General features: G+C 69.8%; 9 protein-coding genes and 1 pseudogene. 2 read left to right on the top strand and 8 right to left on the bottom strand.

The features are described 5' to 3' along the window. Positions 1–16: 16 nt before the first annotated feature. The 4 genes and pseudogenes from ACWCV9_RS35130 to ACWCV9_RS35115 form a co-directional block, all read right to left on the bottom strand. A complete protein-coding gene (locus ACWCV9_RS35130) occupies positions 17–1,369 on the bottom strand; it encodes a serine hydrolase domain-containing protein (protein WP_450792754.1) in 1,353 nt (450 codons plus the stop codon). A 102-nt stretch (positions 1,370–1,471) separates the two neighbouring features. Further along, positions 1,472–2,680: a cytochrome P450 gene (locus ACWCV9_RS35125; RefSeq protein WP_450792753.1), complete on the bottom strand. Its 1,209-nt coding sequence runs from the start codon at positions 2,678–2,680 to the stop codon at positions 1,472–1,474. Between the two features lie 1,359 nt (positions 2,681–4,039). Next, positions 4,040–4,219: pseudogene (locus ACWCV9_RS35120) on the bottom strand (IS630 family transposase); the annotation flags it as partial. A 397-nt stretch (positions 4,220–4,616) separates the two neighbouring features. After that, a complete protein-coding gene (locus ACWCV9_RS35115) occupies positions 4,617–6,920 on the bottom strand; it encodes a beta-L-arabinofuranosidase domain-containing protein (RefSeq protein ID WP_450792751.1) in 2,304 nt (767 codons plus the stop codon). A 748-nt stretch (positions 6,921–7,668) separates the two neighbouring features. Between ACWCV9_RS35115 and ACWCV9_RS35110 the strand changes: the two genes are divergently transcribed. Both ACWCV9_RS35110 and ACWCV9_RS35105 read left to right on the top strand, forming a co-directional pair. Next, positions 7,669–9,102, top strand: a complete 1,434-nt coding sequence (locus ACWCV9_RS35110) for a glycoside hydrolase family 43 protein (protein ID WP_450792749.1) — start codon at positions 7,669–7,671, stop codon at positions 9,100–9,102. 103 nt (positions 9,103–9,205) lie between these two features. Next, positions 9,206–10,762: an alpha-L-arabinofuranosidase B gene (locus ACWCV9_RS35105; RefSeq protein WP_450792748.1), complete on the top strand. Its 1,557-nt coding sequence runs from the start codon at positions 9,206–9,208 to the stop codon at positions 10,760–10,762. 90 nt (positions 10,763–10,852) lie between these two features. Here the strand turns inward: ACWCV9_RS35105 and ACWCV9_RS35100 are convergent, their stop codons facing one another. The 4 genes from ACWCV9_RS35100 to ACWCV9_RS35085 form a co-directional block, all read right to left on the bottom strand. Further along, the gene (locus tag ACWCV9_RS35100) at positions 10,853–11,842 is read right to left on the bottom strand and encodes an immunity 49 family protein (protein WP_450792746.1); all 990 of its coding nucleotides are present in this window, start codon (positions 11,840–11,842) and stop codon (positions 10,853–10,855) included. Between the two features lie 415 nt (positions 11,843–12,257). Beyond that, entirely contained in the window at positions 12,258–14,558 is a 2,301-nt protein-coding gene (locus tag ACWCV9_RS35095) for a hypothetical protein (RefSeq protein ID WP_450792744.1), read from the bottom strand. 688 nt (positions 14,559–15,246) lie between these two features. Beyond that, positions 15,247–15,945, bottom strand: a complete 699-nt coding sequence (locus ACWCV9_RS35090) for a hypothetical protein (protein ID WP_450792743.1) — start codon at positions 15,943–15,945, stop codon at positions 15,247–15,249. Between the two features lie 340 nt (positions 15,946–16,285). Further along, on the bottom strand, positions 16,286–16,371 hold an 86-nt coding region (locus ACWCV9_RS35085), incomplete at its 5' end, for an aggregation-promoting factor C-terminal-like domain-containing protein (protein ID WP_450792790.1).

Genomic DNA, 16,371 nt, shown 5'->3' with positions numbered 1-16,371 from the left:
CGGCGGCGCCCCCGGCTCAGCCGTCGTCGGTACGGCGGGCCGTGCGTCCGGAGATCTGCAGCCGCTCGAACCGGCCGGTGGCCGGATCGCGGTGGAAGCGTCCGCCGGGTTCCAGGCGGCCGGTGGCCGGATCGCGCAGGGCGCACGACAGGTCGTCGTAGCAGACCAGCGGGATGGGCAGGTCGCCGTCGACGGACAGGCCCGGTGCGCCGTCCGGTCCGGGTGCGACGCGGTACGTCGTGGTGCCGTTGCGATAGACACCCAGGCACTCGGGCAGCGGCACGGGGCGGCCGTGGTCGGCGTCCTGGGCGGTGGCCGGCACGCGGACGCCGGTGAGCCGGGCGATCTCCTCGGTCAGCTCGCGCCACAGCGCGGTGGCGCCGGAGGCGTTGCCCGTGAAAGCGATCACGGTTCCGCTCTCCGGATCGGCGCGCAGGTGGCAGGAGGTGCCCTGGGCGTTGCCGTCGTGACCGCACCAGACGCGGTCGTCCTGACGGTACAGGGCGAGTCCGGCGCCCCAGCCGTCGGCCAGCGCGCCCGGGCGGGCGGCGGTCTCGGGGCGGCGCATCTCCTTGGCGACGGCGGGCGGCAGGACGTCCGACCGGCCGGTCAGTGCGATCCCGAACGCGGCCAGGTCCAGGGCGCTCGCCAGCAGGGCGCCGGCCGGGGCCTCCAGCGGGGCCAGGTTCTGCCGGGCCGGACGGGCCTGTCCGGTGGCGGTGTTGACAGCGTGCCCGGCGGCGACGGGCCGGGCGGGCGTGGCCTCGCCGATGAACGCCGGTACCGCGCCGAGGGGGTGCAGGAGCAGCGCACCGACGGCCTCGTGCCACGGCATGCCGGTGATCGTCTCCACCAGCCGGCCGGCGGCGACGTAGCCGGCGTTGGAGTAGGAGAAGTCGGTGCCTGGCGCGAACAGCAGGTCGCGGGCGGTGCAGACGGTCGTGAGGTAGCGGGTGGCGGTGGTCGCGGCCGCGGTGTCGGAGTCCGGGCCGGTGGGCAGGCCGCCGGTGTGGCCGAGCAGCTGACGTATCGTCAGCTCGGGTATCGCGCTCAGCTCCGGTAGGTGGTCGGCGACCGGTTCGTCGAGGTCGAGGTCGCCGTCGTCGGCCAGCAGCATGACGAGCGCGGCCGTGTAGGGCTTGGTGAGCGACCCGAGGGGGACGGCCGTCTCGGGGGTGAAGGGCGCATCGGTCGCCGTGTCGGCCGTACCGGTGTGCAGGCCGAGGGTCTCGGTGGCGGTGGCCAGTGCGAGTTGGGCGCCGGGCACCCGGTGGGTGCGGGCGAGGGTGTCGAGCCGGTCCTGTAGTTCCCGGTGTAACTGCGCCGGCGTCCGGGGAAGGGCCAGAGCGGTGGGGACGGTGTACGGCATGGCTAGGGGACTCCCGTTGGGTGGGTCTCACGTGTGGGTGTGCCGGTCCGGCCCGTGGGTGAGCGGTACGGGGGCCGGTCGGTGTGCGAGCGCCGTGAGCGGTTACGGCCGGGTGACCTCGACGGGCAGGTGCCGTACGCCGATGATCACGGCCGGGTTCTGGAAGACCACGTCGTCGTAGGACGGGACGGCCAGCGAGCGGAATCGTTCATGCAACATCCGCAGGGCGATCCGGGCCTCCAGTCGGGCGAGCGGTGCGCCGATACAGAAGTGGATGCCGTGCCCGAACGTCAGGTGCGGGTTGGGGGACCGCGTCACGTCGAAGAGGTCGGGCGCCGGGAAGCGCGCCGGGTCCCGGTTCGCGGTCCCCAGGTGGGCCATGAGCAGGGCGTCCTGCGGGAGCTCGTGTCCGCCGAGGACCACGGGGCGGGTGACCCGGCGGCCCAGTTCGGGGAAGGGGGGCAGCCAGCGCAGCACCTCCTCGACGGCGGCCGGGATCCCGTCCGGGTCGGCACGGAGCGCGGCGTCCGTGCCTGGGCGGCGGTCGAAGGTGACGACGGCGTTGCCCAGCAGGGCGGTGGTGGTGATGTGCCCGGCGACCAGCAGCAGGGCCACGAACCCGACCATCTCCTGGTCGGCGAGGCGCACGCCGTCGACCTCCGCGGCGATGAGTCTGCTGGTGAGGTCGTCACCGGGGCGGGAGCGGCGGGTGCGTATGTGCTCCAGCATGTAGCCGTTCATCTCGCGCACGGTGGGGGCGATGGCCTCCAGCGCCCGCTCCAGATCGGCCATGTCGGGTGCGTCGCCGAGCTGGTCCCCGCTGAACAGGACGCTCGCCCACTCCTGGAAGAGCCGGTGCTCCTCGGCCGGGATGCCGAGGAGTTCGGCGATCACGATGATCGGGAGCGGATAGGCGAGCGCGTCGACCAGGTCGAACCGGTCGCGGTCGGCCACCTCGTCCAGCAGCCGTGCGCAGACCGCCTCGATGCGGGGCTCCAGCCCCCGCACGACCCGCGGGGTGAACGCCTGGCTCACCAGGGTGCGCAGCTTGCGGTGTTCGGGCGGGTCCATGGCCACGAAGTTGCCGCGGGTGAAGGTCTCGAAGTCGGACTGGGTCGGGGCGAGCGTGGAGAGGTCCGAGGAGTACGTCGCCGGGTCGGCGAGCACGGCGCCGACCGTGTCGTGGTCGAAGACCTGCCAGACCTTCTGCGTGTCGTCGAAGCGGACGGGCCCGGACTCGCGCAGCTCCTGCCAGTGGTCGGGTAACTGCTCCAACAGGAGCCGGTCGCCCGTCAGTTCCTTACTGATCACCTGTTCTCCTTGGTAACGGTGGGCAGGGCACGCGAGGCGGGAAGCGGAAGGAGGCGCGGCGGTCCGGTCGACTCGGGCGGGGCGGCCCCGGGAACCTCACCGGCACCGCACCGGCACGCAACCGGCACCACCGGAACGCGGGCGGGCGGGGTACACGCGCGTCGCACGCGCTCCCCTCCGTGCGGCGGGCGGCGCGCCGCCCGCCGGCGGCCCTCGCCGCGGGTGCCGACCGGCCGGGGGGCCGTCCGCTGTCAGGCTCGGGCCGAAGCGGGCAGGAGACTCCTCGGCGTCTCCGCCACAGGACACGGCGGCCGCGTGTCCGGCCACGGCCCCACGGCGCATCCCGGCGTGTCGGCGAACCCCGCCATGACTCGTCCCCCTCGGCGACACCGGCCGCGCGGCGATCTCACGGCCCCTCCCGGCTCGTTGACGGACAGCGGGATTCCGGTTCCCGGCTGTCTGAACTGCGGTGTGAGAATACGCATGAGCCCTCCATGCCGCCCCACGATTGGCATGATGCGTGGTCCCCAACACCTTCGTTTCGATGGAACTCGGCGGACAGTCTTCACGGTGAGTCACCCGATAGCAACCCCCTGAAGTTGAACGCAGAGTACCTTGGCGGTGATTTTGGGTCACTTTTCGGCAACTCGGCGGAGGCTACCCGCACCTGACGGCACGGCCGAATCGCCGACCCCGCGTGTGCCCGGCAGTCCGGGCCGCAAACCTCCCCGGAGAGAGAAAACCTGCCGCTGACCGCCGCCCGTTCCGGCCTGCGCCCCCGCCCTTCCCCGGTACGGCGCGCCAGGGGCCGTGGTCCGCGGATGGCCGGACTCGCCCGCTGCCGTGGACCGACGATTCGGCCACCGGGCGAAGGACCGCCTCGTCACCGCCGCCGAGATTCAGCCATCCGTATGTGGGGGCCCACGTCGTGGAACCTGGCGCCCCAGTGTTCTGCGCCAGCCTGGATGAATTGGCCCCAGCGATCCGGGCTGCGGCTGGTCGTCCCGTTGCGTGCCGCACTGGACGAGGCGACGGATGCGGCCCTGGACGAGGGGATGGCCGCAGCGAAGGCGGAGGGCTGGGGGCTGGGAGCCGCGGCAGATCGGTGGCCAGATGGGTCTGTAGCCCGAGAAGGTCCGCTACCGGCTCGCCCAGCGCGCGGGCAGGGACGAGCCGGCTGGAGGGCCTCCTGGTGCCGCCTCAGACAACGTTCGCCCGGTCCACCGCCTCGCGTAGCCGGGCGTCGGCAGCGTGCCTTTTGCGCCAGATGATGTAGCGGCGGATCATGCTGCCCTGCTCCTTGTGGCTGGCGTGCTCCATGCGTCCAGGGCGACGTATCGCAGGGCGGCGAACTGGATCCCGATCGTCGTTGATGAAGGTCACCTCGGCGATCTTCGCTACCGGCATGCCCTGCGGGGACAGCAGCACCAACTGCGCTCGCCGCCAGGTCACCACCGACCCGGCGCCCCTGCGGATGATCCGCAGCAGCCGTCTTCCCTCATCGTCATCAATCTCAGGGACGCATACTCCTTCCGCCACCCGCGCACTCCGACTGGTGGCATGGGTCCGGCGCGGGACCGGGAAGCGCGCGTCACCACTGTCTTATGCGGCGGGTCGCTCCACTCTGTGGATCTACGCCTGGTCGAAGGTCCAGACGAGCACCACTTGCCTCTCTTCCGGGACGCCTCCGGCAGGGTGAACATTGCCTGATGCGGCACTAGGTGGTGGACCGCCACCAGCAGCACCCGCTCGGGCAGCGGCAGCCGCCACGGCTGCCACCATCCCCAGCCGTCACCACCCCGTGCACGGACCGCCCTCAGCAACCGCCCGAACTGATCGATCCCAGCCGCGTGAACGCTTCCACCCGCACGCGCTCGCCCGTCAACACCCCAGCCTGACAGGGAGACGTCCTGTTCATGGCCTTCTGCAACAGGCTTTAGTCCAGCTCGATGCGCCAGCGGTTGTCGGCGGTGCCGTCGTCCGCGTCCTGGACCGCGAACGCGCCGACCGCGGTGGAGTTGTTCGCGATGGCGAGCAGCTTGCCGCTGTTCACGTTGCGGATCTTGTAGGTCCCGTCGCCCTGGTCGAGCAGAGTCCATTTGTGGTCGGCGGAGCCGTTGTCCGACCACTGGAGGACGGTCGCGCCGTCTGCCGTGTCCATGTTCAGGACGCCGAGCACCTTGCCGCTGTTGGCGTTGCGGAGGCGGACCGCGCTTCCATCAGTGATCATTTCCCACTTGTGGTCGGCGGTGCCGTTGTCCGTCCATTGCAGAGCGCGGGCGCCGTTGGAGGTGGACATGCTCTGGATGCCCAGCAGGAGACCGCTGCTCGCGTTGACGAGACGGATGGTGTTGCCGGTGGTGTTCCAGTAGACGGTGTAGTTGTAGCCGTGTGCGTCGTAGAACGGGCCCAGGTTGACGGTGGAGCCGCTGGAGGTGGCGGTGAAGGCGAGTGAACTGCTGCTGGTCCGTTTGATCGAGGACGTGGTCAGCGCAGGGAGGGCACTGAGGGTGGAGTCACCGTAGTCGCCGGCGAGGACCACCGGGCCGTAGGTGATCGCGGCGACGTTCGCGTTGTCGTTGGCCGGTCGGATGCCGAGCCGCATGGGCAGGCGGACGGTGACCGTGTCGCCGGAGGTCCACGCGCGGTTCAGGGTGGCGTAACTGCCGGACGTGGTGGTGATGTTCTGCGCGACGCCGTTGACGCTGATGGTGGCCCCGGTGGTCCAGCTCGGTATACGGATGCGCATCGCCCACGTTCCGCTGACGGTGCCGGTGACCTGAAGGGTCGTGGTGTCGCTGACAGGGTAGGTCGTCGTCTGGGTGACGGTGATACCGCGCTCCGTCCAGGTGAGCACCGACGGCACGAACATGTTCACGGTCAGCGTGGTGTCGTTGTGGAAGTAGATGGAGTCCATCAGCCTGGTGTGCATCTCCAGGCCCGTGCCCTGGCAGCACCAGAAGGTGCCGTAGTCGGTGCTCCAGGTGCCGCCGCCCAACGCCGGGCCGACACCGCGCCGGCCTCCCGGCTTGAGGGGGGTGAAGTAGGTGACGTGGCCGTGGTCGTCGGCCGGGTTCTGTTGGCCGATGATCTGGTTGAGCCACGCCCGCTCGTAGTAGTCGAACAGTGCGACGCGGTTCGGGTCGAGCGTGAACAGCTCCCGGGTGAGGGTGAGCATGTTGATGGTGTTGCAGCTTTCGCACGTGTCGTTGGTCAGGTAGCCGGCGATGGCGTTCGGGGCGCGGAAGTGCTCCGCCTGGCTGTTGCCGCCGATGGCATAGGTGTGCGCGTTGACGGTGATGTTCCAGGCGTTGGTGGCGATGTCCAGGTAGCGGGTGGTGCCGGTGGCCTTGTACTCCCGGGCGGCCCCGATCCACTTGGGGACCTGGGTGTTGGCGTGAATTCCGTTGAGCTGGTCCTGGTTGGCCGCCAGCGGGTCGAACACCGCGGCGTGGTCGAACCTCTGGGCGACGGTGAGCCATCGCGCGTCGCCTGTCTGCTGGTAGAGATCGGTCAGCACGGCGTTCATGCCGCCGAACTCGACCCGCAGCATGGTCTGCATCTGCTGGGTGGTCAGCCGGCCGGTGCGCCAGTCGACCCATCCGGCCAGGGCGAGCAGCACGTCCCGGGCTTGTGTGCTGCCGATGTGGCGCCATACGTCCAGCAGGCCGGTGAGGGTCTTGTGGATGGTGTAGTACAGCACCTCGCCACTGGTTCCCTGCTCGAGAGCAGTGAAGTTGGACTCGGGGTAGCCGGAGAGGTATCCGGGGTTGAAACCGGCGGCGCTGTTGTTGGCCTGGCACTTGGCCAGTTCCGCGACCATGTAGGTGGCCTTGTCCCGGCAGATGGCGTCCCCGGTCGCAGCGTACGACTGTGCCCATGCCGTGAGGAAGTGCCCCTGGATGTGGGTGCGGAAGCCGAAGTTCGGCGCGTCCCAGCCGCCGTTGGGGGTCGCGCCGTTGGTGGACAGCTTGTGGGTGGCGCGGAAGTTGTACAGCAGCCGGTCCACATCGATGAACCGCAGATAGTTCTGCGTGCGGTTCTGGTTGTCCAGCCACCGGCTTGCGGTGAGTCGGACCTGGCCGAGTTCGAAGGGGTGCGCCAAGACCCCGATGTCGGTCCTCGCAGGCGCGATGGCTGCCTGAGCGGAAGACGCGCCGAGGAGGGGTCCGGTGGCGGAGGCGGCCACGGTGGCCCCGGCCAGTTGCAGGAGGCGGCGCCTGCTGACGGAGGAAGACATCTTGAGCCTTTCGATATGGCAGAGCGGCTGTTTGGACTTTTGATGTGCCGGCTCACACGTCCGACGGTCGGGTGTGGCGCGTCACGGGCTTGGGTGCTGCCGACGTGGCGACCTACGGCCGACAGGCCGCGGACATCCGCCTTGCGCCGTTCGGCTTTTCAAACGTCGTCCGAAATATAGAACGCAGCTCTTCGCTGACACATTGGATGGATTAAGGGGTACGGACATTGCTCGTGTCCAGCCGTTGAACACAAAATTCTTACCGGCTGTCAGGTCATGGGCTGAGCGCTGCGGCAGGGGCCGGGGTTGGCGCCGGATCGCTCATCTGCATGTTCGACGGATCGGATGTGTCGGATGTATTGACGCGCCGTCTTTTCCGGATCTAGCCTCTGCCCGATTTCCCGAACGGCGTTCGATATGTCGTTCAACGCCTGATCGAAGAGTGAGTTGGCCATGAAGGCTTCCGCCCGAAGTCCCGCCCACCTGAAACGCCTTCACCGGCGCTCGGAGGCACAGTTACCCGGTCCGGGTCGCAACCGCCCCGCCCGGGTGGACGCACATACTCGCGCGCCCTGACCCGCCGTCACCACGGCGCCATGGGTGAAGCGGCGAAACGCCGTCGTTCGGATCCGTCCTTCCGGCTCGCGCGGCAGCCGGATCCCGTCCTGCCCACGCCGAGACCAAGTTCCCCCCGCCACCCCGCTCCCCCTTCGCCCGGCGGCATCACCCGCACCCGACAGGAGATCCGATGTCTGCGCTCCGCGCCCGGCTGACGGTGATATTGCTCGCCGTCTGCCTCCTCTTCACGGGGCAGGCCCTGACCACCCCCCAGCGGGCGGCCGCCGCCGGCCCCGGCTACCTGATGGTGCACTTCACCGGGGAGGGAGCGGCCAACCAGCAGATGTACCTCTCGCACAGCACCGACGGCCTGCACTGGAGCGACCTCAACGGCGGCGGCATGGTCCTGCGCTCCACCGTCGGCACCAAGGGCGTACGCGACCCCGCATTCGTCCGGTCCCCCGACGGCAGCAAATACTGGATCATCGCGACCGACCTGTGCATCAGCTGCGGGCAGGACTGGAACGCCGCCATCAACAACGGCAGCCGCAACCTCGTGGTGTGGGAGTCCACGGACCTGGTCACCTGGTCGCAGCCGTGGCTGCTGAACGTCGCCGGTGCGATCCCCGACGGGCGCAACGCGTGGGCACCCGAAGCGATCTGGGACCCCCAGAGCAATGACTACGTCCTGTACTGGGCCACGAACGTCCCCTTCAACGGCGCGACGAAGCACCGCATCTTCGCAGCCCACACCAGCGACTTCCGCACCATCACCACCCCCCGGCTCTACATCGACCGCCCGGACACCCAGGAGATCATCGACACCCAGATCATCGAAGTGCCCCCAGGTGTCGGCACCTACCGCTACGTACGGGCCTCCGGCGACGGACAGATCACTCTTGAAGGCAGCAACTCCATCCTCGGCACCTGGGCCAAACTCGGCGACCTCTCCGACATCGGCCTGACCGGGTCGATGGTCGAGGGCCCGATGTGGATGAAGTTCAACGGCACCAACAAGTGGGCGCTCTACCTCGACCAGTACGCCACCAACGGCGGCTACATGCCCGTCACCACGACCGACCCCTCCAACCCCGCCGCCTACCAGAAGCCGGCGTCGACCAGCTACACCATGGGCGGCACCAAAAAGCGCCACGGCTGGATCATGAACCTCACGGCCGCCGAGGAGAGCCGCGTGCTCGCCCGCTGGCCCAACACCCCCGCCCAGCGGCTCCAGTCGTACAACTTCCCCGACCGGTACGTGCGCCAGACCGACTTCGACGTGCGCATCGACCCGAACGTCAGCCCCATCGAGGACTCCCAGTTCCGGCTCCGTGCCGGCCTGGCCGGCACCGGCACCGTCTCCTTCGAGTCGGTGAACCACCCCGGCTACTTCCTGCGGCACGCCGACTACGACTTCCAGCTCGCCCGCTACGACGGCAGCAGCCAGTTCGCCGCGGACGCCACCTTCCGCAAGGTCGCCGGGCTCGCCGACGCCACCGGGTCGTCGTTCCAGTCGTACAACTTCCCCGACCGCTACATCCGCCACTACGCCTACCAACTGCGCCTCGACCCGATCACCACCGCGACGGGACGCAGTGACGCGACGTTCCGCGTGACGAGCTGACCCGCCCGTCCCACGGAGCGCTGTGCGGAGTCCGCCGTTCCTCCGGCGGGCCCGACACAGGAGTTCCACTCACCTCCCACTCCACTCTGCGTAGGAGTTCTTCATGATCAAGAAACAGTGGATACGCCACGCCAGACGCGCGCTGCTGGGGGCCGGTGCCACCGCCGCCCTCGCCGCCGGCCTGCTCACCGCCACGGCCGCCCCCTCGCAGGCCGCCACCCAGGGGCCGTGCGACATCTACGCCTCGGGCGGCACCCCCTGCGTCGCCGCGCACAGCACCACCCGCGCCCTGTACGGGGCGTACAACGGCCCGCTCTACCAGGTCAAGCGCGCCTCCGACAACGCGACCAAGGACATCGGCCCGCTGACCGCCGGAGGTGTCGCCGACGCCGCCGCGCAGGACTCCTTCTGCGCGAACACCAGCTGCGTCATCACCGTCATCTACGACCAGTCCCCCAAGCACAACAACCTCACCCAGGCACCCGGAGGCGGAGCCGCCGGCGGGCCTGACAACCTCGCCAACGCCGTCGAGGCGCCGGTCACCGTCGGCGGACACAAGGCCTACGGCGTCTACATCGCCCCCGGCACCGGCTACCGCAACAACAACACCAACGGCATCGCCACCGGCGACCAGCCCGAGGGCATGTACGCGATCTTCAACGGCAAGCACTTCAACGGCGGCTGCTGCTTCGACTACGGCAACGCCGAGACCAACAACCTGGACACCGGCAACGGCCACATGGAGGCCCTCTACTTCGGCAACAGCAAGGCGTGGGGCTACGGCAGCGGCGCCGGCCCCTGGGTCATGGCCGACCAGGAGAACGGCCTGTTCTCCGGGGTCAACCGCGGCTTCAACGCGGGCGACCCGAGCGTCGACCACCGGTTCCTGACCGCCATGCTCAAGGGCGGCGCGAACCAGTGGGCCCTGCGCGGCGGCGACGCCCAGTCCGGCGGCCTGTCCACCTTCTACAACGGCGCACGCCCCAACGCCACCGGCTACAACCCGATGCACAAGGAAGGCGCGATCATCCTCGGCATCGGCGGTGACAACAGCAAGTGGGCCCAGGGCACCTTCTACGAGGGCGTCATGACCCAGGGCTACCCCTCGGACGCCACCGAGAACGCCGTCCAGGCCAACATCACCGCCGCCGGCTACAGCAGCGGCTCGACCAGCACCGGAACCCTCACCCCCGGCTCCCGGATCTCCCTGAAGGCCACCACCTCGCCCTGCTGCACCTCGCACTACCTGCGCCACAACGACGCCGACAGCAAGGTCGTCATCTCCAACATCACCGCCGCCAGCTCGGCCACCGACAAGGCCGACGCCACCTGGATCGTCCGGGCCGGACTGGCCAACACCTCCTGCCTGTCCTTCGAGTCCGTCGACAAGCCCGGCCAGTTCCTGCGCCACTACAACTACCAGCTCAACCTGAACTTCGACGACGGCGGCAGCGCGTTCGCGCAGGACGCCACCTTCTGCCCCACCGCGGGCAACAGCGGCGTCGGCACCTCCTTCCAGTCCGCCAACTTCCCGACGAAGTACCTCCGCCACTACGACTACACGGTCTACATCGCGAGCAACGGCGGCTCCAACGCCTGGGACTCCACGACGTCATGGGCCCAGGACACCAGCTGGCTCACCGCGGCTCCCTGGAACTGACGAGGGACGTAACCTGTAGCGGCTCCTGGCCCGGCTCCACGACGATGTCCTGGATGCCGGGCCAGGCCCACTTCCGCACCCCGGGGCGGTCTACTTGGCGGCCCAGCAGCCCACGTTCCGGCTCCCCTCCGCCGCCCGGCGCGGCGCGTCCGGCGATCCCAGCAGACCGTACGGCAGGTACCCGGACCGGACACCGAGTTCCCACCCATGGATCTGGACGGCGAGGCAGGCCAGGGCGAGGGTGCCGAGGGGCAGGAGGGAGCGGGGCGCGGGATCACCGGCATCGGCCTCGACGCTCTCCCGGTACGCGACCAGCCGGGCGACGAGGGCGTCCTCGAAGGCGTGCTGGTCGTCGTCGAGGAGTACACGGAGCAGCCGCTGGTCCGCGCTGAGTGCGTCGCCGACCTCGTCGAGCCGCCGGGCGGCCTGCGCGCGCTGACCGGCGTCCGGCTTGCGCAGCGGAACCCTCGGCCAGTCACGAGGCAGATGCCCGGCCGCCTCGGTGAGATAGAGGCACAGGGCGTCCATGGCGGCGAGGTCGGCGGGGTCGGAGACGGAGGTGTGCCGGTTGTAGGGAACGCCGTCACGGATGGCGGGCGCGTAGTCGCCGCGCAGCAGCAGTCCGCTACCCCGCTCCCAGTCCCACACGTGCCCGCTGACGACACACATCTCGAACATGTCGAGCCAGGTCCGCGCGGTGGGTGCCTCCTTGACGACGTCCCGGAAGGTGAGGGGCCCGTCCCCGAATTCGTCGTCGTCGGGGTCCGTACTGATCCGCTCCCCGACGAGGGGGAACCTCAGTTCCTGGTCCCCGTCGGGGAAGCACATGATGCTCAGGACTCCGTGCACACACTCCGCGGCGGTGACGGCGACCGTGCCGGCCGCAGCATCGAGTCCGGGCTCCGTCACCGTTCGCGCGGCGACATGGTCGAGCAGTTCGTCCGCCATGGCCCGGATCAGCGCCGGCGAGATGCTGCCGTAGCGCAGCGAGTGCCACCGCGTGTAGGCCCGCCCGCCGATGTCGTCGAGCGCCTCGGCCAACCGCCGCTCGCCGACCTGATGGCATGGCACATTCCGCACGTATCCCGTCCCTTCATGAACTCCACGACTGGCCGGAGCACGCTATCAACGGGCACTGACAACACCAGGCCGCCGTCAGGACGGCTGCCCGAGATCGCGAACGGAAGCAGGACGCCCTGGTGAGCCGCTGATGGAGAGGATCCGACCGCTGCATGGTCCGGGAGCAGCTCAGGTACCGAGATCGCCAGGAGCAGCGCGCCGAAGACGCTTCGTTCGCGCTGCGCGACATCAACCGGTTGCAGGAGGTCGCAGGCTTCGACCGCTCGATGGGTTTGGGCCTGCGGCGCGCTGACCGCGCTGATCGGCGCTCGCGGTGCCCGTTCTCACCTGGGCCTCAGCGCGTCCTGCCTTCGTGCGCCGTCTGAGCCGAAGCATCGGGCGTCGCCTGCTCCATGAGACCCCGCACTGCCCCATCTCAGGAGGGGCTGCCGGGGCGGACGATGAGGTAGGACCAGCCGGTCCACACGCTGCCGGTCTGTGCGTCCTTGGCCGGGGGTGTGTAGTGGCCGCGGATGCGGTAGCGGCCGTTGCCCGCGAAGAGCTTCAGGGCTCCGGCGTAGCCGTACCAGCCGTCGCCGTACAGGGGTACACAGCTCTGCGAGGTGGCCTGGTGCCAGGCGCCCGAGTAGTAGTGCTCCAGGTACACCGACGCACAGCCGCCGGACTGGCGGGGTGTGATCTGGAGGTTGAAGGCCATGTTGACTTCGGACGTGTAGAACACCTGGTACGTGGTGGATCCGATGCGGGTGGTCGAGAGCGGCCACTGCATCTGCGTCCGGGATGTCGGTGTGAGGGTTGCGTTGGTGCTCACCGTGCGCGGCGCATAGCGGTAGTCCCCCGTGAAGGCCGCGCTGAAGGTGGTGTTGCGGGTGATCTTGTAGGAGGCGACGAAGTTCCCGTTCGCGTCCACCTTGCCGCTCCCCAGCCGGGCCCGCGAGGTGCCGGCGGGCTGGTCGTACAGCGTCACGGAGCGGGAGTTGTACGTGGTCCCCAGGTGGGCGGTGACCTTGACGGTCGCGCCCGAGTGGTACGACTTCGCGTCCGTGGTCACGCTCAGGGCCGGCGTGGCCCGGGACACCTGCACCTTTGCCTGCACGGTGACCGGGAGGTAGGAGGTGCCGCCGTCGTAGGTGAAGGCGTAGGTGTGCGCGCCGCCGACCTGCGGGATGTCGTGGAAGGCGAAGCTGCCGTCGGCGGCTATCGGCAGGGTGCCCGCCGCGTAGCCGTGCGGGTGCGCCAGGTCGGTCTCGACGACGTGCACCGCCCCGGTCGTCACATGCGCGTGCGGCCAGGTGAGGTGGCCGGTGAGGGTGAGCCGCGCGGCACGGTCGGCCACGGAGGGGGCGGACAGCGTCATGGTGGGCGCGTACGTGGCCACGGGGATGTCGAAGGTGCGGCCGGCCGGTCCGTAGTGGCCGCTTCCGGCGTAGTCGACGCGGAAGCTCAGTTTCCCGGTGGCAGGAGCCGTGCCGTCGACGCGGTAGGAGCCGAAGAAGTCGAAGTGGATCCGTGCCGGGGTGGTCGTCGGGTCCGGGACGAGCACGCCGTCCGGGTCGGCGTCGTCGTAACGTGTGATGCGGACGGTGCCGGGAAGCATGGACTGCCCGGCACCGAGGCTGAGGGGCGAATCGGGCGACACGAGGAACGAATAGGGCTCGCCGGGGGCGAGCGGAGCGGTCCAGTGCCCAATAAGCGTGACCGGCGCGCTTTCCGGGTTGCGGGAGATGTGGAGCGTCGGGGTTCCCCCGAGGGCGTCGACGGCGACGTCGTAGAGCCGGCTCGCGTCGGGTGCCCAGGCGAGGCCGTGGTCGGCGGGGTTCAGGTTCGGGTCGTAGAAGTACTCGGTGTAGTAGCCCTCGCCCGTTTCCGGGAAGGTCGTCAGTCCGTGGTCGCTGATGGCCATAGTGCCGTCCGGGGCCACGGCGACCGCGTGGCCGCCCACCGCCGAGGCGAACTGCCCGTCGACCGCGAGATCCGAGGTGCGGTACCGATGGGCGGTCGCGCCGGGGACCGACGGGACGGCCAGGTACTGCCCGTCCGCGGTGAGTGCGAGGTCGCTCAGGTCGGGGACGGGCAGTTCCTCCGCGGCCTGCCGGGTCAGGGCCCCGTCCCCGGCCCGGTACGTGACGACGGTGGAGGTGTCGCCGGTCTGCGCTGCGGCGGCGAGTACGCCGGAGGGCGTCGGGGTCGTCGCCAGTACGGGTGCTGCTGCCCAACTGCCGGAGTCCTGGCTCAGGGTGACGGTACCGGCGTTGTCGACGGATCCGATGCCGCCGGCGCCCGCCGTACCGTAGCCGAACCAGAGAGTGCCCCCGGCGACGGCCAGCGAGTCCGGACGGGTGCCCTCGCCCGTGCTGTAACGAGCCGACTCGGTCAGCTTCTGCGTGCTGATCGCCGCGATCGCGTCCCTGTCCGGGAGAGCCGCGTACAGCGCGGATCCGTCCTCGGAGAGGGCCAGCGCGGTGGCACCCGGCTCGCCACCGATCGTCGTCGGGTTCGTGCCGTCGAGGTCGGTGACGAGAATGCCGTCGGTGCCGGCGCCGCCGCTGATGAACAGATGGCCGTGCACTTCGTCCACGACCATGTGCGAGAAGTGCGCGATCGGCAGCGGTGTGTCCGAGGACGCGTACGAGTCGACCGCGGCGGGGCCGAGGACAGTTGTCAGTCCCAGGAGCAGCGCTGCGGCGGTCGGCGGCGAGAATCGCGCCAGCTTCATGAAAGGCCCCCACCTAACCTTCACGATCAAGAGGCGCAACCTAGCACGGGGAGGGGCCGGAGTGATGACAGGGGGTGGGGCGGGACAGGGGCCAGACCAGGGTCGGGCCGGGCCGGGGTCGGATCTGACACCGGTTGCGGGGGGGGCGAGTGGGGGTGTCCCAGACGCCTTCGGTCACTCGGCGCGCGGTAACGCGCTGCCGCCGGGAAGCCGGCGAGGGTGGCCGGCCGGGAGAATCCTGAGCCCCGCTGCCTCTGTGCGGTCGAGAACCTCGCGGGCCGCGGGCGGGGCCGGGGATCGCAGCGCGCACCCCAGGCGTGCGTACCAGGCGGTCCTGGCCGTCAGTCCAGCCAGACGAGCACGGTGTGATTCGCTTCGGCGTCAGCCTCGAAGGACCCGACCGCGTGAGCCGTCGTACCAGGGATGCCCCACTGCGGCGCCCCAGGTTCACACCGTCGCAGCAGATGCACCTCGGCGCTGGTCGGCTCAGCGGGATCCACTCCTGTGACGAGCTGTGCGTGGCCGGCAGCCCGGGAGAGCCTGCCCCGCGATCCGGACCCGCTCCGGGCACCGGTGTCTCGGGGCCCGTACCCGGCCGGGGCGGGATCGGGTTCCTCCCCTGGCGTCCTGGACCTCTTCGGCGAAGTCCGCGCCCCGTCCGGGTCCTCGTTCGCCTGGTCGCAGGCGCTCAGCTGGTGAATCGCTTGTTTGCGGCCTTGGCAGCGGCGGAGACCAGGGTGTCACGGTTGTGGGGAGTGTCGATGGTGAGGGCCATCAGGTTGGCGCCGTACCGGACGATGAGGAGGGGGTCGGGAGTGGTGCCGACGCCCATGCCGCAGAGGAGTTCCGCGCTTTGATCACCATATCGGGGAGCAGGAAGTCGCGTCAGTGTGAACGGCGCCGCGGGTGTCGGTGAGGTAATGACACCGGCAGGGCAGGCAGCCGCGTCGCGAAGCAGATTGTTCAATGCCCGTTCGGCCCGGGCGGGGCTGGAGAAGGAGCCCACCCATTCGGACACGGCTGCCCTGGTCGTGGGATTTCCCAGGTCGCGGGTGGCGTACTGCTCCGCCGAGAGCCTGCCAACCCGCGGGTTCATGGCGAAGGAGGCCATGGCATCGATACAAGCGGCCGATCCAGGCTTGAGCGTACGGAAGGCCGGGGACTGATCCACTCCCGTCTCGTCGCCGCCATAGGACCTGTAGCCGGGGCCGAGTTCGCCGGGGGCGAGAAGCCGTTGCTCGAGCTGGCGGGCGGTCAGCTGGAGCATGCCCGAGCCGGCAGCCGAAGCGGCGGGCGTGGCGGACGTCGGCTGGGCAGGGGTGCCGGTATGGCCGGTGCTGCTCGCGCCCTGTGGACTGCAGCCGCCCAGGACCAGGCTGGCCAGCATCACGGCTAGGGCGCCCACCGCCCGGACCTGTCTTTGTGGAAGGGTGATCACCCGGTCATCCAAGCTGCTTTGCGGGACCTGGGTAAAGGAGTTCGGTGCAACTGCCGGTGCCGGAACCGACGGCGGTCCGGGCAGCCTTCCAGACCGCCGTGGACACCATCCGTCTTCCGGGCACCAAGCCGGGGCAGGACGCCGATGAGAATCTGTACGCCGTCGACTCCTGCACCGGCCGCGCTGGCCGCAGTGCGTGCATACGCGTGCGCCCCCGCCAAAGGGGCGGGGGCGTGAACACGTGGGGCGCGGCCGGTGGGCGCTGCGGGCCTGCCGGGGAGGGTGTGGCTTAGTACCAGCCGTTGGCCTGCCAGAAGGACCAGGCCTTGACCGGGCTGCCGTAGCGGGAGTTCATGTAGTCCAGGCCCCACTTGA

The sequence above is a fragment of the Streptomyces sp. NPDC001606 genome (assembly GCF_053596835.1).
Note: the sequence above shows the minus strand (reverse complement) of the source record. Positions and strands in the feature narration are given on the sequence as shown.

Bases quoted from the DNA above. Each gene is read 5' to 3' on its own strand.
- ACWCV9_RS35130 (WP_450792754.1), bottom strand. From the start codon at position 1,369: ATGCCGTACACCGTCCCCACCGCTCTGGCCCTTCCCCGGACGCCGGCG.
- ACWCV9_RS35095 (WP_450792744.1), bottom strand. From the start codon at position 14,558: ATGAAGCTGGCGCGATTCTCGCCGCCGACCGCCGCAGCGCTGCTCCTG.
- ACWCV9_RS35115 (WP_450792751.1), bottom strand. From the start codon at position 6,920: ATGTCTTCCTCCGTCAGCAGGCGCCGCCTCCTGCAACTGGCCGGGGCC.
- ACWCV9_RS35110 (WP_450792749.1), top strand. From the start codon at position 7,669: ATGTCTGCGCTCCGCGCCCGGCTGACGGTGATATTGCTCGCCGTCTGC.
- ACWCV9_RS35090 (WP_450792743.1), bottom strand. From the start codon at position 15,945: ATGCTGGCCAGCCTGGTCCTGGGCGGCTGCAGTCCACAGGGCGCGAGC.
- ACWCV9_RS35105 (WP_450792748.1), top strand. From the start codon at position 9,206: ATGATCAAGAAACAGTGGATACGCCACGCCAGACGCGCGCTGCTGGGG.